General features: G+C 72.0%; 17 protein-coding genes. 9 read left to right on the forward strand and 8 right to left on the reverse strand.

Features of this window, described 5'->3' with window-relative positions; genetic code table 11:
• Positions 1 to 4: 4 nt before the first annotated feature.
• The 4 genes from ABD987_RS28500 (at position 5) to ABD987_RS28515 (ending at position 4,322) form a co-directional block, all read left to right on the forward strand.
• A complete protein-coding gene (locus ABD987_RS28500) occupies positions 5 to 1,819 on the forward strand; it encodes a carbamoyltransferase family protein (protein ID WP_345400463.1) in 1,815 nt (604 codons plus the stop codon).
• Positions 1,816 to 2,520 (forward strand): hypothetical protein, encoded by a 705-nt coding sequence (locus tag ABD987_RS28505; RefSeq protein ID WP_345400466.1) that lies wholly within the window; start codon positions 1,816 to 1,818, stop codon positions 2,518 to 2,520. The genes ABD987_RS28500 and ABD987_RS28505 overlap by 4 nt, the downstream gene beginning before the upstream one ends.
• Before the next feature lie 230 nt (positions 2,521 to 2,750).
• On the forward strand, positions 2,751 to 3,521 hold the full coding sequence (locus ABD987_RS28510; protein ID WP_345400469.1) for an SDR family oxidoreductase: 771 nt from the start codon (positions 2,751 to 2,753) through the stop codon (positions 3,519 to 3,521).
• Positions 3,522 to 3,578: 57 nt separating this feature from the next.
• On the forward strand, positions 3,579 to 4,322 hold the full coding sequence (locus ABD987_RS28515) for an SDR family oxidoreductase (protein ID WP_345400472.1): 744 nt from the start codon (positions 3,579 to 3,581) through the stop codon (positions 4,320 to 4,322).
• Positions 4,323 to 4,329: 7 nt separating this feature from the next.
• On the opposite strand, the gene ABD987_RS28520 is transcribed toward ABD987_RS28515, so the two are convergent.
• Positions 4,330 to 5,259 (reverse strand): LysR family transcriptional regulator, encoded by a 930-nt coding sequence (locus ABD987_RS28520; protein WP_345400475.1) that lies wholly within the window; start codon positions 5,257 to 5,259, stop codon positions 4,330 to 4,332.
• Between the two features lie 313 nt (positions 5,260 to 5,572).
• Between ABD987_RS28520 and ABD987_RS28525 the strand changes: the two genes are divergently transcribed.
• Positions 5,573 to 6,967, forward strand: coding sequence for an NsdA family TPR-like regulatory protein (locus ABD987_RS28525; RefSeq protein WP_486303887.1), 1,395 nt, complete (start codon positions 5,573 to 5,575; stop codon positions 6,965 to 6,967).
• A 71-nt stretch (positions 6,968 to 7,038) separates the two neighbouring features.
• Here the strand turns inward: ABD987_RS28525 and pntB are convergent, their stop codons facing one another.
• From pntB to ABD987_RS28555, 6 genes are all read right to left on the reverse strand, one after another.
• Entirely contained in the window at positions 7,039 to 8,457 is a 1,419-nt protein-coding gene (gene pntB / locus ABD987_RS28530; protein ID WP_345400481.1) for a Re/Si-specific NAD(P)(+) transhydrogenase subunit beta, read from the reverse strand.
• Between the two features lie 16 nt (positions 8,458 to 8,473).
• Positions 8,474 to 10,000: a Re/Si-specific NAD(P)(+) transhydrogenase subunit alpha gene (locus ABD987_RS28535; protein WP_345400484.1), complete on the reverse strand. Its 1,527-nt coding sequence runs from the start codon at positions 9,998 to 10,000 to the stop codon at positions 8,474 to 8,476.
• Between the two features lie 383 nt (positions 10,001 to 10,383).
• Positions 10,384 to 10,608 carry a hypothetical protein gene (locus tag ABD987_RS28540; protein WP_345400487.1) on the reverse strand — a complete coding sequence of 75 codons (225 nt, stop codon included), beginning with the start codon at positions 10,606 to 10,608 and terminating at the stop codon, positions 10,384 to 10,386.
• Positions 10,609 to 10,714: 106 nt separating this feature from the next.
• Positions 10,715 to 11,131, reverse strand: a complete 417-nt coding sequence (locus ABD987_RS28545; protein ID WP_345400490.1) for a Dabb family protein — start codon at positions 11,129 to 11,131, stop codon at positions 10,715 to 10,717.
• A gap of 26 nt (positions 11,132 to 11,157) precedes the next feature.
• The gene (locus ABD987_RS28550; protein ID WP_345400493.1) at positions 11,158 to 12,018 is read right to left on the reverse strand and encodes an SDR family oxidoreductase; all 861 of its coding nucleotides are present in this window, start codon (positions 12,016 to 12,018) and stop codon (positions 11,158 to 11,160) included.
• A gap of 28 nt (positions 12,019 to 12,046) precedes the next feature.
• Entirely contained in the window at positions 12,047 to 13,465 is a 1,419-nt protein-coding gene (locus ABD987_RS28555; protein ID WP_345400496.1) for an MFS transporter, read from the reverse strand.
• 92 nt (positions 13,466 to 13,557) lie between these two features.
• Here ABD987_RS28555 and ABD987_RS28560 point away from each other — a divergent pair, with 92 nt between their 5' ends.
• From ABD987_RS28560 to ABD987_RS28570, 3 genes are all read left to right on the forward strand, one after another.
• Positions 13,558 to 16,218: a helix-turn-helix transcriptional regulator gene (locus tag ABD987_RS28560; protein ID WP_345400499.1), complete on the forward strand. Its 2,661-nt coding sequence runs from the start codon at positions 13,558 to 13,560 to the stop codon at positions 16,216 to 16,218.
• Between the two features lie 193 nt (positions 16,219 to 16,411).
• A complete protein-coding gene (locus tag ABD987_RS28565; protein ID WP_345400502.1) occupies positions 16,412 to 17,578 on the forward strand; it encodes an MFS transporter in 1,167 nt (388 codons plus the stop codon).
• A complete protein-coding gene (locus ABD987_RS28570) occupies positions 17,575 to 18,003 on the forward strand; it encodes a Dabb family protein (protein WP_345400505.1) in 429 nt (142 codons plus the stop codon). Before ABD987_RS28565 ends, ABD987_RS28570 begins: the two co-directional genes overlap by 4 nt.
• Before the next feature lie 115 nt (positions 18,004 to 18,118).
• On the opposite strand, the gene ABD987_RS28575 is transcribed toward ABD987_RS28570, so the two are convergent.
• The gene (locus ABD987_RS28575) at positions 18,119 to 19,828 is read right to left on the reverse strand and encodes a sensor histidine kinase (protein WP_345400508.1); all 1,710 of its coding nucleotides are present in this window, start codon (positions 19,826 to 19,828) and stop codon (positions 18,119 to 18,121) included.
• 302 nt (positions 19,829 to 20,130) lie between these two features.
• Here ABD987_RS28575 and ABD987_RS28580 point away from each other — a divergent pair, with 302 nt between their 5' ends.
• Entirely contained in the window at positions 20,131 to 21,159 is a 1,029-nt protein-coding gene (locus ABD987_RS28580) for a methyltransferase (protein ID WP_345400511.1), read from the forward strand.

A 21,159-nucleotide genomic window follows, 5' to 3' on the forward strand; every position in this document is an offset into this window, starting at 1 on the left:
ACTCATGTACGTACTGGGCATCAGCAGGGTCCACGACTCGGCCGCGGCGCTGGTGCGCGACGGCGAGATCGTCGCGTTCGCCGAGGAGGAACGCTTCACGCGCGTCAAGCACGACGGCGGTTTCCCGGCCCACGCCATCCGGTTCTGCCTGGAGCGCGGCGGGATCACGCTCGCCGACGTCGACCACGTCGCCTACTACTGGCAGCGCTGGAAGGAGGCGATCCACGCGGGCAAGGTGTTCGCCCGCTACTTCCCCGGCACGCTCGACGTGTTCCGGAACCGCAACGGCGACGAGGGCGGCAGATCGGCCGGGATGGTCGACACCTTCCGTACCGGCGGCGGGAGCGGCAGCGACGACTACCACGTCGGCGGCGCCGTGCTGGCGCACATCAAGCGGTCCTACACCCTGGAGAAGGACGTCAAGGAGGCCGCCGAGTTCACCGGGCCGACGAAGTTCAAGGTCCACCTCGTCGACCACCACCGCGCGCACGCGGCCAGCGGGTACTTCATCTCGCCGTGGGACGAGTCCGCCGTGCTGACCTTCGACGGCATCGGCAGCGACGGCACCGCGACCTATCTCGCGCACGGCAGGGGAAACCGGATCGCCGACCTGCGGCGGATCAAGTTCCCGCACTCGCTCGGCGCGATGTACGCCGGGGTCACCGGCTACCTCGGCTTCTACCCGACCCGCGACGAGGGCAAGATCATGGGCCTCGCGCCGTTCGGCGAGGACACCTACGTCGAGGCGTTCAAGCAGCTGATCCACCTCGACGACGACGGCGGGTTCGAACTCGACCTGAGCTGGTTCGGCCACCACCGCACCGGCAAGCACGTGATGGCGAAGAAGTTCACCGACACCTTCGGCCCGGCCCGGCCGAAAACCCGTGTCACGGCGGACAATCCGGTGCCGCAGCACTATCGCGACATCGCCTACGCGTTGCAGGTGACCCTTGAGGAGGCGGGCCTGCACCTGGCACGCTGGCTCCAGCGCGAGACCGGTTCGAAGCGGCTCTGCGTCGCGGGCGGCGTCGCACTGAACAGCGTGATGAACGGGCGGATCCTGCTGGAAACCCCGTTCGAGGACTTCTTCGCCCAGCCCGCGGCCGCCGACGACGGCTGCGCGCTCGGCGCCGCGCTGGAGGTGTCGGTCGGCAAGTACCGCAGGCCGCGACCGCGGGACGGCTTCACCTACACCGGCCCGGACTACACCGAGGCCGAGATGGAGCTGGCCCTGCAGGACGCCGGTGTCGAGTACACCCGTGTCGAGGACATCGCCGCGCACACCGCCGCCAAGGTGGCCGAGGGCCGGATCGTCGGCTGGGTGCAGGGCCGGATGGAATGCGGGCCGCGGGCGCTGGGGAACCGGTCGCTCGTGGCCGACCCGCGCGATCCGGACTCGAAGACCCGGATGAACGAGAAGGTCAAGCACCGCGAGGCGTTCCGCCCGTTCGCCCCGTCCTGCCTCGCCGAACGCGCCGGGGACTACTTCGCGAGCGGCTACCCGTCGCCGGTGATGCTGCTGGTGTTCGACGTACTGCCGGACAAGCGGGACGAGGTCCCGGCGATCACCCACGTCGACGGGACCGCGCGCGTGCAGACGGTGAGCGAGGAGGACAATCCGCTGTACTGGCGGATGATCAGCGAGTTCGAGCGGCTCACCGGGGTGCCGATGGTGGTCAACACCTCGTTCAACGACAACAACGAGCCGATCGTCGCCAGCCCGGCCGACGCGATCGCCTGCTACCTCAAGACCGATGTCGACGCGCTGGCCCTCGGCCCGTTCTGGGTGGAGAAACCGCTACTGGAGGAAGAAGAATGACGACGACCGCAGCGGCCCCGGGGTGGGTCGCCGCGCTGTACCGGCGGCGGCGGTGGCTGTGGCTGGTGGCGGCCGTCCCCGCCGTGGTGACCACGCTGCTGATCATGGTGATCCTGCCGCCGGACCAGACGCTGGACAACCTCGGCGACTGGGCGTTCAAGCTGTGCCCGTTCGTCTTCGCGGTGCTCACGGTTTCGCTGTTCCCGCGCGGGAAGTTCGGGCCGGCGCTGATCGTGTTCGCGGTGTTCGTCTACATGTCCTATTTGGACACCGAGCTGGTGATGCGGGTCCAGGCGTTCGCGCGGGAGTCGGCGACCAACGACGACGCGTTCGGCCCGGTCTACCAGTTCGAGCTGTTCATCACGACGTTCATCGTGCTGTTCGCGCTGCTGGCCTACCGGCTCGGCGGCGGCCGGACGGCGAACGTGCTCAAGACCGGCGTCGCCGCGATCCTGGTGGTCATCTCGGGCGTGAACGACCTGACCTTCTGGGCGCTCAACACCGTCTGGTCGGCGGGCACGAGACCGGCCGAGCTGAAGTGGGCGTCGCACATGATCGTGTTCCTCGGCGGGCCGCCGAGCGTGCCGGCCGCGGTGGCGTTCATGGCCGTGCACCTGGCGCTGGCCACGATCGTCGTGGCGCTGCCGGTGGGCCGCTGGGTGAACCGGGCCCTCGGCGCCACGTCGGCGAAAGGCCTCTGAAGGCCACCTTGAGAGACCTGGAGTCCCTCAAGGTGGCCTTCAGAGACTGGGAATCCCGTTCCACCGCCATAGGAGTCCCCTATGGCAGCTACTCACATTTCGTCTTTGCCTCTGGTTCTTTCCCGGACGTACGGTGAAAACAGCTCGAACAGGCGCCCTTTTCTCCCGAAGGATCCACGCGCCTCATTCCCTTTTCGAGCGGAAAAACCACGACCGAAAGGACCGATGGCATGACCACGACCGAACACGGAGCACAAGAACTCGCCGGAAAGCGGGCGCTGGTCACCGGTGGTTCCCGCGGTATCGGCGCGGCCGTCGTCCGTCAGCTCCTCGCCGCGGGCGCGGAGGTCGTCGCGACCGCCAGGTCGGCCACCGGCACGGTGCCGGAGGGCGCCACCTTCGTGGCGGCCGACGTCCGGACAGCGGCCGGGACGCGGGCGCTCGCCGACGCCGCGCGGGAAACGCTCGGCGGGGTGGACATCCTGGTCCACAACGCGGGCGGGGCGCGGCCGCACCCGGGCAGCGCGGACATTCCCGACCAGGAGTGGCAGGACGCGCTCGACCTGAACCTGCTGGCCTCGGTCCGGCTGGACGCGCTGCTCACGCCGGGGATGCGGGAACAGGGCTCCGGGGCGATCGTGCACGTCTCCTCGGCCGCGGTCCCCACCCCGGTGGCCCCCTTCCTGCACTACACGGCGGCGAAGGCGGCGCTGGAGAACTACAGCCGGGGCCTGGCGCTGGAACTGGCGCCGTCCGGTGTCCGGGTCAACATCGTGACGCCCGGCCGGACCGCCACCCCCGGCGGCGAGGCGACCCGCGAGGAGTGGGCCCGCCTGGCCGGGGCACCGGAGCCCGGCGACACCGCCGTGTCCGCCGTGCCGCTGGGGCGTGACGGCCTGCCCGACGACATCGCGAACGCGGTGTTGTTCCTCGTCTCCGAAAGGGCGAGCTGGCTGACCGGGAGCGGCCTGGTCGTCGACGGCGGCGAATTCCACCGCTGACACCGGGCCGTTCCGAAAACCATTCCCGGCGAAACAAAGAAACGGAAGAACCCTGTCATGGACAACTACCGCGGCAAGAACGTGGTGATCACCGGCGGCGGCAGCGGCATCGGATTCGCGACCGCGAAACTGCTGGCGGACGGCGGGGCGCGGGTCCTGATCACCGGCCGTTCCCAGGCCACCCTCGACACCGCGCTGGAGCGGCTCGGCGGAAACGCGGTGGCCGTCCGCGGCGACGTCGCCGCACTGTCCGATCTGGACACACTGGCCGAGCGGGCGCGGGACGAACTCGGCACCGTCGAGGCACTGTTCGTCAACGCCGGGATCGCGGCCACCATGCCCTTCGCATCGACGACCGAACAGTTCTACGACGAAATGTTCGCGATCAACGCCAAGGGCGCCTACTTCACCGTGCGGAAACTCGCCCCGCTGCTGAGCACCGGCGCCGGTGTCGTCCTCACCACCTCCACCGCGAACGTCACCAGCCTGCCGGCGACCGGCGTCTACTCGGCGAGCAAGGCGGCGCTGCGATCGATGGCCAGGACGCTCGCCGGCGAACTGCTTCCGCGCGGCATCCGGGTCAACGCGATCAGTCCCGGTCCCGTCGACACCGGGATCCTGGGGACCACGATGCCCGAAGCGGAGGCCGAGCGGTTCGTCGCGGAGCGGGCCGCGGAGAATCCCATGGGCAGGCTCGGCACCCCCGGCGAGATCGCCAGGGCGGTCGCGTTCCTCGCCTTCGACGCCACGTACACCACCGGTGCCGAGCTCGTCGTGGACGGCGGCGCCACCCAGCTCTGAGCGGGGCTCAGGCGGCGCCCGCTTCCTTCGCGGCCGTCAGCGCACCGGGCGCGAAGGAAGCGGACTTGTGCCAGGTCTCCTGCCGCAGGAGGTCGAGCAGGGCCCGCTCGGCCGGGCCCGCGCCGATCCGGAGCGCGACCAGAACGCGCTGGGAGACGACCGGGAACGTCGGGCGCGCGAGGTGCTCGTACCCGGGCGGCACCGCGGACGCCGGGACGAGGGTCACCCCCAGCCCGTGCGCGGCCCAGCGCACGGCCGTCGCCGCCTGGGACACGCGGGCGGCCGTGGCCGGGGTCAGCTCGTGGTCCCGCAGCACGTCCCGCAGGACACCGTCGAGCGCGCTGTCGCGGTCGAACCGGACCCACGGCTCCCCCGCCAGCTCACGCAGTTCGACCCGGTCCGCGGCGAGCAGCCGGTGCCCCTCGCCCAGCACCACGACGAACTCCTCGTCCCCGAGGTGATACGCCTCGGCGGAGCCCTCCTCGCACGTCTTGGCCGCCAGGACGAGATCCAGCACGCCCCGGCGGCCCATCCGCTCCAGCTCGGCGGGGTTCGGCTCCTCGAACACGGTGACCTCCAGCCGGGGGAAGCGGCGGCGCAGCTCGGCCAGCGCGCTCGGCAGCTGCCGCGTGCCCAGGCCCAGCTGCGCCGCGACCAGCAGCTCACCCACCAGTTCGTCGGCACCGGCCCGCGCCGTGGCCCGCGCCCGCCGCGCCGCGTTCACCGCGATCTCCGCCTCCCGCAGGAACGCGCGGCCGACCACGGTGGGCACCAGCCCGGTGGGCGTGCGGGCGAACAACTGCACGCCGAGTTCCCGCTCCAGCCCGCGGATCTGCTGGGACACCGACGGCTGGGCGACGTGCAGCAGTTCCGCCGCCGCGGTCACCGAGCCCTGCTCGGCGACGGCCAGCGCGTACTCGTACTGCCGAAGGGTCATCGGTTTGCGTCCCCTTCCCACGACCGGGCCGCGCGGCACCGGATCGTGCGCACCACGACAGTGTAAGCACGTGCTTCTCGGTGTCCCCGGCCGTCCCTGGCCGCGGCGCCGCCGGAATTCGTCGCGGCGTCACCAATCGCCCCATCCGGAAGCCTCCGATCCGCGGCCGGGAATACGCCCGACACAACGAAATCAGCACATATACCTCAACCGATCGGCGAATACCGGACCGACGGAAACGCCGGATTGCTCCGATCAGGTCCAAACCGACGGGCGGATCACGCCGCGGCACCGGCCTGTGACAATCTGGATCATGCTCGCGCGCCGGTCCGAGCCGGGGCGCGGGGCACGGCGTTTGGGGGAGGAAAGCGTGACACAGAAGGCCTATTTGGGCACCTATCTGGATAAGTTGCAGTGGTCGCCGGAACGGCTCGCCCGAGAACTCAACAGGGAACACGGACCCCGTACCGTGAGCGCGAAAACCCCGTACGGCTGGTTGAAGGGATCGTTCCCCCGGGGACAGTTGCCGGAATTCGTCGCCGCGATTCTCTCGCGGAAAATCGGCCGCACGATCGAGGTGAACCAGATCTGGCCGGGGCGAGGCGACCGGGACACCTTCGGCGCCCATGACCCCGCCGAGACGCCCTGGACCCAGGAGCAGGTCATCCGCGCGCTCCGCAGGCTCGGGCAGGGCGCCAGGGGCAAGCCGGTACACCACACCGGCGGCACGCTGGTCTCGATCGCGGTCGACTGGCTGGCCGCGGACGGGCAGCAGGCCCGGCCGCGCAACCAGGGCACGCGGGTCACCCCCCGGCTGGCCGGGGTGCTGGCGCCCCGGCTGGCGCAGTTGCGCGAGCTCGAACGCACCCAGCACGGGCTGTTGCTGGCGGACTGGAACAACCACGACCTGCGCTGGGTGGCGCACCTGCTCGACGAGGGCTCCTACGACACGGTGACGGGCCGGCTGCTCTACACGACGGCCGCGGAACTCGCGCACAACGTCGGCTGGCTGCTGACCGACCAGGGCCGTTACGCCGAGGGGCAGCACTACGAGCTCACCGCGCTCCGGACGGCCGCGCTGGCCCGTGACCGCCAGCTCGGCGCCTACGTCCTCTCGTGGCTGGCCGATCACCTGACCTGGTACGGCCGGCCGCAGGACGCGCTTCGCCTGCTCGCGATCGCCCGCACGGGGGTCGAGGAAACCGCGAGTGACGCGCTCCGCGCGCTACTGGCGATCCGGCAGGCCCTCGCCCACGCCCAGCTCGGGGAGGAAAGCGCTTGCGACGCCGCGGCGGCCGAGGCGGCGGCCACACCGGCGGGCGCGGGGACTCCCGGCTGGCTCCGCTGGTTCGGCCCCGGGGTGCTGCTCGCCGACACCGGACGGGCGTGGCTGAAGCTGGGGCACTTCCGCCGCGCCGAGGAACTGCTGGCGAGCGGCCTGGCGCGGCTGGGCGAGCACCGGCGGCGCGAACGGCTGCTGTATTCCGCCTGGCTGGCCGAGGCACGCCTCGCCATCGGCGAGCTCGACGGTGCCGTCGAGCTGGCGCACACCGCGCTCACCCTCGCCGAGACCGTCGATTCCGTCCGTGCCCGCCGGTGTCTCGAAACGCTCCGGCGATCCTTCGCCGGATACGACACCGCCCAGGTGCGGGCGGTGGTGGACCGGATCCGCGAAACCGGCCCGCTCCCCCAGGCCCCGGGCTGCTAGCCCTCCGCCACCGTGCCGTCCGCACGACCGCGATGTGTCCTTTGTGGACACATCGTGGCGCCCGCGCGGTCTCAGAGGGCGGCGAGGATGTCGCCGACCCGGTCCTTCGCGTCCCCGAAGAGCATCGCGGAGTTTTCCCGGAAGAACAGCGGATTCTGCACCCCGGCGTAGCCCGAGGCCATGGAACGCTTGAACACGACCACGTTCTCCGCCTCCCACACGGTGAGCACGGGCATCCCGGCGATCGGGCTGCCCGGGTCCTCGGTCGCGGCCGGGTTCACCGTGTCGTTCGCGCCGATCACCAGCACGACGTCGGTCTCGGCGAAGTCGTCGTTGATCTCGTCCAGTTCGAGCACGATGTCGTAGGGCACCTTGGCCTCGGCAAGCAGCACGTTCATGTGGCCGGGCAGCCTGCCTGCCACCGGGTGGATGCCGAACCGCACCTCGACGCCCCGGTCCCGCAGCTTCCGGGTCAGCTCCGCCACCCCGTACTGCGCCTGCGCCACCGCCATCCCGTAGCCCGGCGTGATGATCACCCGCGAGGCACCGGTCAGCAGTTCCGCCGCACCCTCCGCGGTGATTTCCCGGTGCTCGCCGTAGTCCTTGTCCCCGCCCGGGCCGGCCTCGATGCCGAAACCGCCGGCGATCACGGAGATGAACGACCGGTTCATCGCCTTGCACATGATGTAGGACAGGTACGCACCGGAGGAACCGACCAGCGCGCCGGTGATGATCAGCAGGTCGTTCTCCAGCAGGAACCCGGACGCCGCCGCGGCCCAGCCGGAGTAGGAGTTCAGCATCGACACGACCACCGGCATGTCCCCGCCGCCGATCGAGGCGACCAGGTGCCAGCCCAGCGCCAGCGCCAGCACCGTCACCACGATCAGCAGCCACAACTGCGGACTCGCCACGAACCACGCGGTCAGCGCGACGAACAGGACCACCGCGCCGAGGTTGAGGAGGTTCTTGCCGGGCAGCATCAGCGGCGCGGACTTGATCTTCGCCGACAGCTTCAGGTTCGCCACGATCGAGCCGGTGAAGGTCACCGCCCCGATGAACACGCCGATGACCACCTCGGCGTGGTGGATCCCCAGCGTGCCGAGCGAGTCGAGGTGCAGCGCCTCGCCCCCGGCGGGTTCGCTTTCGACCTGGAGATAGCCGTTCCAGCCCACCAGCACCGCGGCGAGACCGACGAACGAGTGCAGCAGGGCGATCAGCTCGGGCATCCCGGTCATCTCGACCACGGCCGCCCGCCGCAGCCCGATCCCGGCGCCGATCACCATCGCGATGATCAGCAGCGCGACCGAAGTGCCGGTGATCTCGCCCGTCACGGCCTGGGTGATGGTCGCGACCAGCGCGACCGCCATCCCGGTGATGCCGAAGTAGTTCCCGACCCGCGCCGTCTCGTGCCGGGACAGCCCGGCCAGCGCGAGGATGAACAGCAGCCCGGCGACGATGTAGGCGGCCTGGCTCGCGGTGTGCACAGTCATGTCAAGGCCTCTCGGGTCAGCTGCGGGAGAACATGGCGAGCATCCGGCGTGTCACCGCGAAACCACCGAAGATGTTGATGGTCGCCAGCAGCGTCGCCACCGCGGCGAGCACCACGACCACCGTGTTGCCGCTGACCAGGTTCAGCAGGGCGCCGACCACGATGATCCCGGAGATCGCGTTCGTCACCGACATCAACGGGGTGTGCAGCGCGTGGTGCACGTGGCCGATCACGTAGTACCCGATCACGATCGCCAGCGCGAACACCGTCAGATGCGGCAGCAGCGCCGCCGGGGCCAGCGCCGCCAGCAGCAGGAACACCGCCGCCAGGCCCAGCACCAGCCCGAGCCGTCGGCCCGCCGTCATCGGCCGCTTGGCGGTCTCCTCCTTCGCCGCGGGTGCCGCGACGGGCGCCGCGGGCGCGGCCGAGACCTTGACCGGCGGTGGCGGCCAGGTCAGCTCGCCGTCCTTGACGACGGTCATCGAGCGGATCACGACGTCGTCGAAGTCGACGACCAGCCTGCCGTCCTTCTCCGGCGTCATCAGCTTCAGCAGGTTCACCAGGTTGGTGCCGTAGAGCTGCGACGCCTGCGCGGGCAACCGGCCCGCGAGATCGGTGTAGCCGAGGATCGTCACGCCGTTGCCGGTGACGATCTTCTCCCCCGCCACCGAGCCCTCGACGTTGCCGCCGTTGGCCGCGGCCATGTCCACGATCACCGAGCCCGGCTTCATCGACGCGACCATCTCCGCGGTGATGATCCGGGGCGCGGGCCTGCCGGGGATGAGCGCGGTGGTGACGATGATGTCGACGTCCTGGCACTGCGTGGCGTACAGCTTCGCCTCGCGTGCCTTGTAGTCGTCGCCCATTTCCTTGGCGTACCCGGTGGCGGAGACCTCGGCCTCCGGGTCCTCGATGGACAGGTACTCCCCGCCGAGGCTCTTCACCTGGTCGGCCACCTCCGGACGCGGGTCGGTCGCCCGCACGATCGCGCCCAGCGAGCCCGCCGCGCCGATCGCCGCCAGCCCGGCCACCCCCGCGCCGACGACCAGCACCTTCGCCGGGGCCACCTTGCCCGCCGCGGTCACCTGACCGGTGAAGAACCGGCCGAAGGTGTGCGCCGCCTCCACCACCGCCCGGTATCCCGCGATGTTGGCCATCGAGGACAGCACGTCCAGCGACTGCGCCCGGCTGATCCGCGGTACCGCGTCCATCGCCAGCGCCGTGATCGGCCGCTTCGCCAGATCCTCGACCAGTTCGGCGTTCAGCGCCGGGGCCAGCAGGCTGACCACTGTCGCGCCCGGCTTCACCGCCGCCAGCTGCTCGGCCGAGGGGGCGTTCACCCCGAACACGATGTCCGCGTCGGTGACGGCGCCGATCCCGGCGCCCGCCTCGGTGTACGCCTCGTCGAAGAACCCCGACGCCAGCCCGGCGCCCGGTTCCACGATCACCTCGTAGCCCAGCTTGCGGAGTTTGCCCACCGTCTCCGGGGTGGCGGCCACCCGGGTCTCGCCCGGCCGGGCTTCCTTCAGGACTCCGATCACCATTCCGGCTCCTCGCGGGGTCGCTGCGTCGGGCATCCAGGGCCTCCCGGTGGCTAAGCAAATGCTTAGCGCAGCACGATAGTCGCGCACGGTGGCGGAGCGTCAAGCGAAAGTCGGCTACCCGGCCCTGTTACTCACATCACGACCCTTTCACATCCCCCAAACCGGACGGGTGCACGACACCGGTCTTTCAGATCACGAATGACCCACGGACACGTCCCGAACGCGTCGATAGCCCACGATGCCCTGCGCGTTCGGGCTGTGCGGTGGTCATGCGCCCCAATGTGGCGTTCGGTGCGTCCAACGCACCGAACGCCACATTGGGGCGCTCGTCCCCCGAAGTTCCAGGCAACGTCCCCAACGGAGCGTTCGAGACACGCGGATCGTCACCGACCGAGGGCCGACTGATCGTCGTCGAGCGCCGCGCGCACCGTGGGCAGCACCAGCGCGCTGGTGTCGACGTCGTGCTGGCCGGCGAGGCGCAGCAGCTCCGCGAGCCGCGCGCGGTGCAGGTACGCCTCGTACGGGTGCCCGGCCTCGGTCGCGGCGACCGCCGCGTCCTGCGCCTCCCCGATCCCCCGGCGCAGCTCGCTGACGAACTGGCTTCCCATCGGCACGTCCCCTCATCCGGACCCGTCAAGACTCGGAGAATCTATCATGTTGGCAGTTTCTTAATTATGCAACTCTTCAAGGGCGGGGCCGCGGGACATCGGACGCCTACTTCGCGTGCGGGCCCGGCGCGGCGCTGCCGGTGTACTCGCCGAGATCGGAGACGAGGCCGGCGACGTCGGGCACGGCCTCGAACCGGCGCCGATGGATCTCGGCGATCTTCGCGCCGGCCTCCGGGTCCGGATCGTCGGTGATGTCGTAGGAGACGAACTTCTCGACCAGCGGCAGCCCGGCCCGGTCCATCGCGAGGTGCGCCGGGTGGTTCATGTACTCCTCGTAGCCCGCGAGGTCTTCGAGCACGGTCACCGCGCCGTAGTCGAACTCCCCGCCGAAGTCGGGGCCGAACACGCGAGCCCTGATGGCCGGGATGGCGTCCCGGTGCCCGCGCATCCGCGCGATCCCGGCGGCCTTCTCCTCCTCGGTGACGCCGGGCTTGAGGGTGAACCGGATGCAGTGGTAGATCATCGGATTTTCCTTTCCTGGCAAGGGATTCACGCCGAGGGCGTGAACGCGGCGGCGTAGTCGCGGACGAACTCGTCCAGATCGCGGGCGGGGTGGCCGGTGAGGTCGGCGACGGCGGAGTGCACCTCGGCGGCCTCGCCCCTGGCGTAGTGGGCGTAGTCCTCGACGAGGCCGCCGATCTGCCACGGCGGGAGGATTCCCTTCAGCGCGGCGGAAAACTGCTCGGCGGACACGTCGTGGAAGGCGACCTCCCGCCCGGTGGCCGCGCCGATGGCCCGCGCGATCTGGTGGTGGGTCACGGCGCGGGGCCCGGTCAGCGTGTAGGTGCGGCCGTGGTGCCCGGTGCCGGTCAGCACGGCGGCAGCGGATTCGGCGATGTCCCTGGTGTCGATGACGCTGACCGCGGCGTCGCCGACCGGCGCGGCGAACCAGCCCTGCGCGATGGTGCCACCGAAGGCGAGCAGCGCCTGCAGGTAGAGGTTGGGACGCAGCACGGTGTACTCGATCCCGAGCCCCCGGACGTGCGCCTCGACCTCGGCGTGCCAGCGCAGGAACCGCACCGGCGAGTCGGCCCGCGCGGCGTACTGCGACAGCACCACGAGCTCGCGGACACCGGCGTCACGGGCGAGGTCGGCGAACCGGATCTGCGTGGCGGCGGCGTCCTCGGCCGACGGGCTGTTGAGGAAGGCCGCGTCGACGCCCTTCAGCGCGGCGGTGACCGACTCGGGGTCCTTCAGGTCGGCGACGACGGTTTCCGCGCCGGGGATGACGCGACCGGCGTCGCGGGTCATCGCGCGGACCGCGACGCCGCGTTCCAGCAGGGCGGGCACCAGCGCGGAGCCGACGGTTCCGGTCGCGCCGGTCACGAGGACGGTGGGAGTGGTGTTCATGGTGGGTTTTCCTTTCCGGTGAACAGGTTCAGCGGGCGCCCGCGACGGCGGGAGCCGGGCGGGCACGGGTGGCGGAGACGAGGGAAATCGTGAGGGCGACGAGGACGAGCGCGGCCTCACCGGCGAACGCGGTCGTGAACGAGATGTCCCCGCTCGTTCCCGCGGCGCCGATGGCGACCCCGGTGAGGGCGGCGAGCACGACCGCGCCGCCCAGCTGCTGCGCGGCGTTGACCAGCCCGCTGAGCAGGCCCGCCTCCCCCTCCGCGCTGTCGCGCACCGCCATCGCGGTGGCGTTGACGACGCTGAGGCCGAGGCCGGTACCGATGAGCACGAACGCGCACAGCAGGCTGACCGAGAAGCCGTCGGCGGTCTGGTCCAGTGCCAGCCACAGGAATCCGGCGAGCAGGACGGCGAGGGCGACCGGCTGCGCGCGGGTCAGCCCGATCCGCTTCGCCAGCATCGGCGAGCCGACGCTGCCGACGATGATCATCCCGGCGAGCGGGAGCTGGGCGGCCCCGGCCGCCGCCGCGTTCATCCCGAGCACCTCGACCTGGTACTGGGGCAGGAAGAAGAACAGGCTCGCCAGGGTGCCGCCGCCCAGCAGCATCACCAGGTTCGCGGTGACGACCGGCCGCCTGCGGAAGACGCCGAGCGGGACCAGCGGACGCGCCGACCGCCGTTCCACGGCCACGAACGCCACCAGCGCGGCGAGCCCGAGCCCGAGACCGAGCAGGGTGGTGGGCGCGGCCCAGCCCGCGCCGGGAGCGGAGACCATGCCCAGCGCCAGGCCGGAGACGCCGACGGTGATCGTGACGGCGCCGAGCACGTCGAACCGGCCGGGCCTGCCGGGAACCGGCGGCACCGCGCGCCACACGACGAGCGCGCCGGCGACGCCGAACGGGATCGGGGCCAGGAACACCGCCTGCCAGCCCAGCAGCTCGGTCAGTGTTCCCCCGAGCACCACGCCGAGGAGACTGCCGATCCCCGCGATCGCGCCCCAGACACCGGTCGCCCGGGTGCGCTCCGCCGGCTCCGGGTGGAGGAACAGCACCAGCGAGAGCGCGGACGGGATCACCACCGCGGCGCCGATCCCCTGCGCGATCCGGGTGGCGATCAGCATCGCGCCGCCGGTGGCGAGCGCGCACAGTGCCGTCGCGGTGAGATAGAGCGCCATCCCGCCCAGGAACGCCTTCCTGGCGCCGAGCACGTCGGCGAGCCTGCCGCCGAGCAGCAGCAGTCCGGCGAAGGCCACCAGGTAGCTCCCCACGACGATGGCGAGTTCGGCGGCGGTGAGCCCGAGGCTCGCGCGGATCGCGGATCCGGCGATGTTCACCATCGTGGCGTCGAGGATGACCAGGAACATGGCGGTGGCCAGCCCGGCCATCGCGACCCCGCGGGGTATCGGCGCGCGGGCCGGTACCCCGCCGTCCGTGTCGTCGTTCGTCATGCCACGACGATCGCGCGGACGCCCCCTCGTTCGCCTCGGTGACCATCACCTAATCGCCGCCCGGTGACGGTGTCCGCCATAATGGCCGCATCATGTCGCTCATCGGCCGGAAGGACGAGATCGAGCGTCTGCGCGCGCTCGTCGGCGCGGCGGGGCGGGGCGAGGGCGGGGTGCTCGTCCTCCGCGGCGAGCCGGGCATCGGCAAGAGCACGCTGCTGGACCACGTCGAGCACACCGCGCCGCCGGAGTTCCGGATCGTCCGCGCGTCCGGCTCGGAGTTCGAGGGCGAGCTGCCGTTCGCGGCGCTGCACCAGCTGTGTGTCCCGGCGCTGGCCCACCTCGACACGCTGTCGGCGCCCTACCGCGACTCCCTCATGATCGCGTTCGGGCTGGCCGAGGGCACACCCGATCCCTTCCGCGTCGGCCTCGCCGCGCTCGACCTGCTCGCCGCCTCGGCGGCGGACCATCCGCTGCTGTGCCTCGTCGACGACGCGCACTGGATGGACGCGGCCTCGGTGCGGGCACTGACGTTCCTGGCCAGGCGCGTCGCCGCGGAACCGATCGCGATCGTGTTCGCCGCACGCGACCAGGACGCCGTCCGCGGGCTGGACGAGCTGCCGGGGCTCACGATCGGCGGCCTCGCCGAAGCGGACGCGCGGGCCCTGCTCGCCGGGGAAAAGACCGACACGCTCGACGAGCGGGTGCGTGACCGGCTGCTCGCCGAGGCACGCGGAAACCCGCTGGCCCTGATCGAGCTGCCGAAGGCGGGCGGCTTCGCGCTGCCGACGCCGTCACCGGTCACCGGCCGGATCGAGCGGAGTTTCCAGAGCCGGATGGCCGGGCTGCCGCCCGACGCGCGGCGGCTGCTGGTCCTCGCCAGCGCCGACCCCACCGGCGACCCGGGTCTACTGTGGACGGCCGTGCGGGACCTGGACATCGACGTGCCCGCCGCGACCGCCGCCGTCGAGGCGTCGGGGCTCGCGCGGTTCGACACCCGCGCGCGGTTCTGTCACCCGCTGGCCCGCTCGGCCGCCTACCGCGCGGCCGAGCCGGAGCTGCGCCGGCGTGCGCACCGGGCGCTGGCCGAGGCCACCGACCCGGCCGCCGCGCCGGACCGGCGCGCCTGGCACCGCGCGCAGGCCGCCACCGGACCGGACGAGCTCCTCGCGGCCGAGCTGGAGTCGTCGGCCTCGCGCGCGCAGGCACGGGGCGGGGTCGCGGCTGCCGCCGCCTTCCTGGAACGCGCGGCGGCGTTGTCGCTCGACCCGGACAAGCAGGTCGAACGCACGCTCGCGGCCGCGCGGGCGACGCTCGACGCGGGCCGGACGGACACCGCCGCGGACCTGCTGGCCAGCATCGACACCGAGCAGCTCGACGAGCACCGGCACGCGTCGGTGGACCTGCTGCGCGGGCGGCTCGCCTTCGTGCAGGGCGCGGACGCCACGGTCCGCGGGCCCGAGCTCATCCTGCGGGCGGCCCAGCGGCTCGCGGCCACCGACCCGGCGCGGTCGCGCGAGTGTTTCCTGGCCGCGCTGGAGATGGCGCTCGTCGTCGGGCGGGCGGCCGGGGTACTGGACCGGGTGCTCGACGCGGCCCGCTCGGCGCCGCCGGCCACCCGCGAACCGGATCTGCTCGACGCGCTGGTGCGGTGGCACACCGAGGGGCACCGCACCGGGGTGCCCGCGCTCCGGCTGGCCCTCACCGGCGAGGATCCCGGCTGGCCGCAGGCACCGGCGCTGGCGACGGTGCTCGCCGGGGAACTGTGGGACCTCGACCTGCACGCGACGATCGTCGACTGGCTGGTGCGGACCGGGCAGGACACCGGGTCGCCGATGACCGTCCGGCTCGGGCTCTCCCAGGTGGCGGTGCAGGCGGTGTTCACCGGGGACTTCGGGCGGGCGATCGCCGCGACGGCCGAGGAGGAGGCGATCGCCGACGCCCTCGGCGACCGGCCGCAGCTGTACCCGCGGGTGCACCTGGCCGCGATGCGCGGCCGCCGTCAGGAGGTGCTCGACCTGTCCGCCGACGCGGCCAGCCGGGGCACCGGTCAGCTGATCACGAACCTCGGCTGGGCGAAAGCGGTGCTGTACAACGGTTTGGGCGACTACCCGGCCGCGCTGGCGGAGGCCACCCGGACAGTCGCGGCCGGCGACATCTTCCTCACCGGCATCACGCTGCCCGAGCTGGTGGAGGCCGCGGTCCGCTGCGGGGAGCCCGCCGCCGCGGCCTCGGCGCTGGAGTCGCTGACCGAGCACACCGGACCCGCCGGGACCACGTTCGCGCGCGGCGTGGCGGCGGGCGCGCGGGCGCTGGTCAGCGAGGCGGAGGACGACTACCGGGAGTCCATCGGGATTCTGGCCGGCAGCACGCTCACCCCGCACCTCGCGCGGGCGCACCTGCGGTACGGCGAATGGCTGCGCCGGGAGGGCCGCCGTCGCGAGGCCCGTGAACAGCTGCGCACCGCGCACGAGCGGTGCTCGGAGATCGGGATGGAGGCGTTCGCCCAGCGGGCGGCGGGCGAACTGCGCGCGACCGGTGAGGTGGCCCGCAGCCGGTCCGGGCACACCTACGACCAGCTGACCATGCAGGAGACGCACATCGCGCGCGAGGTCGCGGCCGGCGCGACCACCAAGGAGGTGGCCACCCGGCTGTTCCTCAGCCCGCGGACGGTGGACGCCCACCTGCGCAACATCTTCCGCAAGCTCGGGATCACCTCGCGCCGTCAGCTCCGGGACATGCCCGGCCTCGGCTGACCTCCCGGCCTCGGCGAACATCCGGGCACAGCTCGTCACCGGATCGGCCATTGTCCGGCGTGGACACCGCGCCGCTCTCCTCGAAAACCGTCGCCTACCCGGCACCACCGATCGAATAGGCGATCGTCGCCGACGCGAGCTCCGTGGCGACACCGGCAACCTCGACTTCGACGACGAACCTCGAGGAGGCACGATGACCACGGCCCGGCGGGCACCCACACGAGCGGCTCAGGCGACCCTGCTGGCCGCGGCCACGCTGACGATCATGGCGGCGGCCGTCATCGCGCCGAGCCTGCCCGCGATGACCCGGGCCTTCGGAAACGCGGACGTCCTGGTCAAGCTCGCGCTGACGGTCACATCGCTGGCGATCGCGATCAGCGCGCCACTGTCCGGCGCCGTCGCCGACCGGGTGGGGCGACGGCCGTTGCTCGTCGGCGGTCTCGCGCTCTACGCCGTGGCGGGCACCGCGGGCTACTTCGTGTCCGACCTCGTCGTGCTGCTGGTCACGCGGGCACTGCTCGGGATCGCGGTCGGCGGGATCATGACCGCGGTCAGCGCGATCATCACCGACTGGTTCGACGGACCGCGGCGGGCCTCGTTCCTCGGGCTGCAGCAGGCGTTCGCGAGTCTCGGCGGGGTCGTCTTCCTGCCGCTGGCCGGGGTGCTGGCCGGCGTGGACTGGAAGCTGCCGTTCTGGATCTACGCCGCCTCGGCGCTGATCCTGCCCGCCGCGCTGCGGACACTCGGTGAACCGGCCCGTGCCGGGGAAGCCCCCGCCGACACCGGCCCGTCGCGAAATTCCTTACGCGTCACCGGGATCTACGCGCTGGCCCTCGTCGTGACACTCGCGTTCTACCTGGCACCCACGCAGCTGCCGTTCCTGCTGACCGAGTTCGGGGTCGGTCCGGCGGTCGTCGGGATCGTCGTCGCCGGGAGCACGCTGACCGGCGTCGTGGGCGCGCTGGTGTTCCCGGTGCTCAGTGGCAGGCTGACGCCCACGGCGATCACCACGGCCAGCGTCGGCCTGCTGGGCGCGGGCTGGCTGCTGATCGGCACGGCGGGATCCGTCGCGCCGATCGTGGTCGGCCTGCTCGTCGGCGGCGTCGGCGTCGGGCTCGCCGTCCCCACCCTGAATCTGCGGCTCGCCGGGCTGGCCGGCCCCGGGCGGCGCGGAAGAGTCCTCAGTGGACTCGTCACCGGGATCTTCCTCGGCCAGTTCCTCTCGCCGCTGGCCGCGCAGCCACTTGTCCGGACCGCCGGCATCGGCGGCGCCTTCACCTACAGCGGCGCCGCGATGGCGGCCGGCGCGGCCCTGGCCACCCTGATTGTCCTGCAACACAAGGAAAGGAAAGTTCGATGATCTACCACGGAAACCGGTTCACCATCAAAGCCTCCGCCACTCCGGAGCAGCTCGAAGAGGCGCTGGAAAGCCTGCGCGAGCAGGGCCGGGCCATCCCGGCGGTCAAGTCCTTCGTGGTCGGCCCCGACTACGGTGGCGAGTACCAGTACGGCGCCGTGTTCGCGCTCGAAGACCTCGACGGCTACTGGGAATACCTCGTCCACCCGGCGCATCTGCACACCGACCGGGTCGGGCTGCCGCTGGTGGAGAAGTTCATGTCGTTCGACATCACCGACGACGAGGACCCCCGGATGGCCGAGAAGATCGCGGAACTGCACCAGCGCCGGTACGACACCATGCCCGACATCACCGCGCTCGTCTCGGACCTCGGCGAGTACCAGGGCAGCGCGGCCCCCGGCCCGCACCGCGCCGCGAACGACGCGTGAGGGGCGCTGAAGGACGCTTTCAGTGCATCCAGCGCACTGAAAGCGTCCTTCAGAGCGGCCAACGCACTAAAGGCGTCCTTCAGCACCTCCGGCCCGCCTGCCCCGAACCCGTCGTTCAGGGCAAGCGCAGCGGGACCCGCCAGGTCACCGTGGTTCCCCCGGCGGGCCCGGCGGTGAACGCCGCCGTCCCGCCCTGCCGCTCCGCGCGGCGCCGGAGGTTGTCCATGCCGCTGCGCCTGCCGCCCTCGGGTATCCCGCTCCCGTTGTCGGTGACCGTGATCACCAGCTCGTCGTCCACCGCGAGGTCGACGGTGATCCAGTCGGCCCCCGAATGCCGCAGCGCGTTGCTCAGCGCCTCCCGGACCACGGCTTCGGCGTGCTCGTGCAGTGCGTCCGGGACCAGCGTGTCGACCGCGCCGGAGATCCGCACCGACGGCGTGACGGCGGTCCCCGCGGCCAGCTCGGCGACCAGGTCGAGCAGCCGCCGCCGCAGGCTGGTGGTGGTGCCCGTGCTGTGCAGGTCGAAGATCGACGTCCGGATCTCCCGCACCGTCTGGTCCAGTTGCTCCACCGCGGTGGTGACCCTGGCGCGCGCGTGGTCGTCGGTCACCCTCGGCAGGATGCTCTGCAGGCTCATCCCCGTCGCGAACAGCCGCTGGATGACGTGGTCGTGCAGGTCCTGCGCGATCCGGTCCCGGTCGGCCAGCACGTCGAGCAGCCGCTGGTTGCGCTGGTTGTCCGCGAACTCCAGCGCCACCGCGGCCTGGTCGGCGAACGAGGACAGCATCGGCACCTGTTCCGGCTTGAACCCCGCCGCGCCCTTGTCCCGCACGGCGATCAGCACCCCGCCCACCCCGGCCGCGCTGACCAGCGGGACCGCGGCGGCGGGCCCGAACCCGGCCGCCGGCGGTTCCGGGTCACCGGGCAGGGCCGCGTCGATGTCGGGGATCAGCAGCGGCTGCCCGGTGGACACGACCTCGCCGAGCACCGTGGTGCCCACCGCGATCGACGAGCCGAGTACGAGCCCGGCCCTCGGCCCGGACGCGGCGCTCACCGACATCGTCGCGCCGGAGTCCTCGAGCAGGATGAACACGCCGTCCGCGAGCACCACCTCGCACGCGCGGTCGGCCACCAGGCCGAGCGTGTCCGCCGCCGACGCGCCGCCCAGCAGGCCGCCGTTGATCTCCGCGACCGCCGCCAGCCACCGTTCCCGCGTCTTGGACCGCTCGAACATCCGCGCGTTCTCGATAGCCACTCCCGCCGCGGCCGCCAGCGCCTCCAGCACCACCTCGTCGTCTGGCGTGAACTCGGCGGCGCCCCGTTTCTCGGTGAGGTACAGGTTCCCGAACACGATGTCCCGCACCCGGACCGGAACCCCGAGGAAGCTGTGCATCGGCGGATGGTTCGGCGGGAAGCCCACCGAGGCCGGGTGCGCGGCCAGATCCGGCACCCGCACCGGACGCGGGTCCTCGATCAGCAGGCCGAGCAGGCCCCGCCCCTCGGGCAGGTGGCCCATGACGGCCCTGGTCTCGGTGTCGATGCCGACGTGAACGAACTCCGCCAGCCCGTCGTGTTCGGCCAGCACGCCGAGTGCCCCGTAGCGCGCGTCCACCAGGTCCGCGGCGGCCTGCACGATCCGCTGCAACGTCGAGTCCAGCTCCAGCCCGGTCGCCACGGCCAGCACCGCGTCCACCAGTCCCTGCAGCTGGTCCCGCGTCTTCCCGATCTCCCGGAGCCGGTCCTGCACCTCGTGCAGCAGTTCGTCAAGGCGCAGACCGGCGAGCGACCCCGGTGTCGGCGCCCCGGCCCCGCTCGCCTCGTCCATCGCGCCCCGCTCCGTCCGGTCCCGAGGCGTCCGCCACGGCGCCTCCTGTCCGCCTCAGGGTTCCACGTCGGCCCCACGACGCCAACCCGGCGCCCCCGGCACCGGCCGGGCCGTGTGGTCCTTTGTGGACCACGCACCACTATCCACAGTGGACTATCCGGCCCCGGCGGCACGCCGTCACCACCGCGACGAACCCCGGTACCGCCGTCCGGCCGTGGGCGCTGCGGGAAACGGCCCCGTCTCTTTCCCCGTACACAAAGGAAACCTTGCCCGGCGGCAACGGCCGGGTGGATCATCCGTGCATGACTCCGGACGAAGCCACGCCGGTCACCGCCGGCCGGGCATCCGCGTTCTTCCTGCTGGACGAAGTACTGGGATACCTCTACCCCGCGGCACTGCGTGTCGCCGCCGCGCTCGGCGTCGCCGATCACCTCACCGAGGGACCGCGCTCGGCTGCCGAGCTGGCGCGGGCGACCGGCGCCGATCCGGCGTACCTCTACCGCACCCTGCGGCTGCTGGCCACCCGCGGCGTGTTCGCCGAGGACGAGGCCGGGCGGTTCGCGCTCACCCCCGCCGCCGACGCGCTCCGCACGGACGCGCCGGTGTCGGCGCGGTCGGCGATCCTCATGCTCACCGACAAGACGTTCTGGCAGCCCGCCGGGGAACTCCCCGCGACCGTACGCGAGGGCACCACCGTGTTCGAGCGCATCTTCGGCACCTCGTTCTTCGGCCACTTCTCCGGGGACCCGGCCACCGCGGCGATCTTCCACGACGGCATGGCGGGCATGGCGGATCCGGAGAACCCGCTCATCGCGCACGCCTGCGCGTTCCCGGACTCCGCGACCGTGGTCGACGTGGGCGGCGGCCACGGCGGTCTCCTGCTCGCCGCCCTGCGTGCCAACCCCGGGATCCGCGGCGTGCTGTTCGACCAGCCGCACGTCCTCGCCGAGCACCACCTCGGCGAACTCGGCGCGGACGATCGCTGGGAAACGGCCACCGGCGACTTCTTCACCGAGGTGCCGCGCGGCGACGTCTACCTGATCAAGCGCATCCTGCACGACTGGGACGACGAGGAGAGCGTCCGCATCCTGCGGCAGTGCCGGCGCGCGATGTCCGCCGGTGGCCGGGTGCTCGTGGCCGACTCGGTCCTCCCGACCGGCAACGATCCACACCCCGGGAAGACCTTCGACCTGCTCATGATGGCCTCGCTCAGCGGGCGCGAACGCACCCGGGCGGAGTTCGAGCGCCTCTTCACCGAAGCCGGGCTCGAACTCACCCGCGTCATCCCGACCGGCTCCCCGCTGTCGGTCGTCGAGGGCACCGCGGCGTAG

It is taken from the genome of Amycolatopsis samaneae, assembly GCF_039541975.1.
In the GTDB taxonomy this organism is placed as follows: Bacteria; Actinomycetota; Actinomycetes; order Mycobacteriales; family Pseudonocardiaceae; genus Amycolatopsis; species Amycolatopsis samaneae.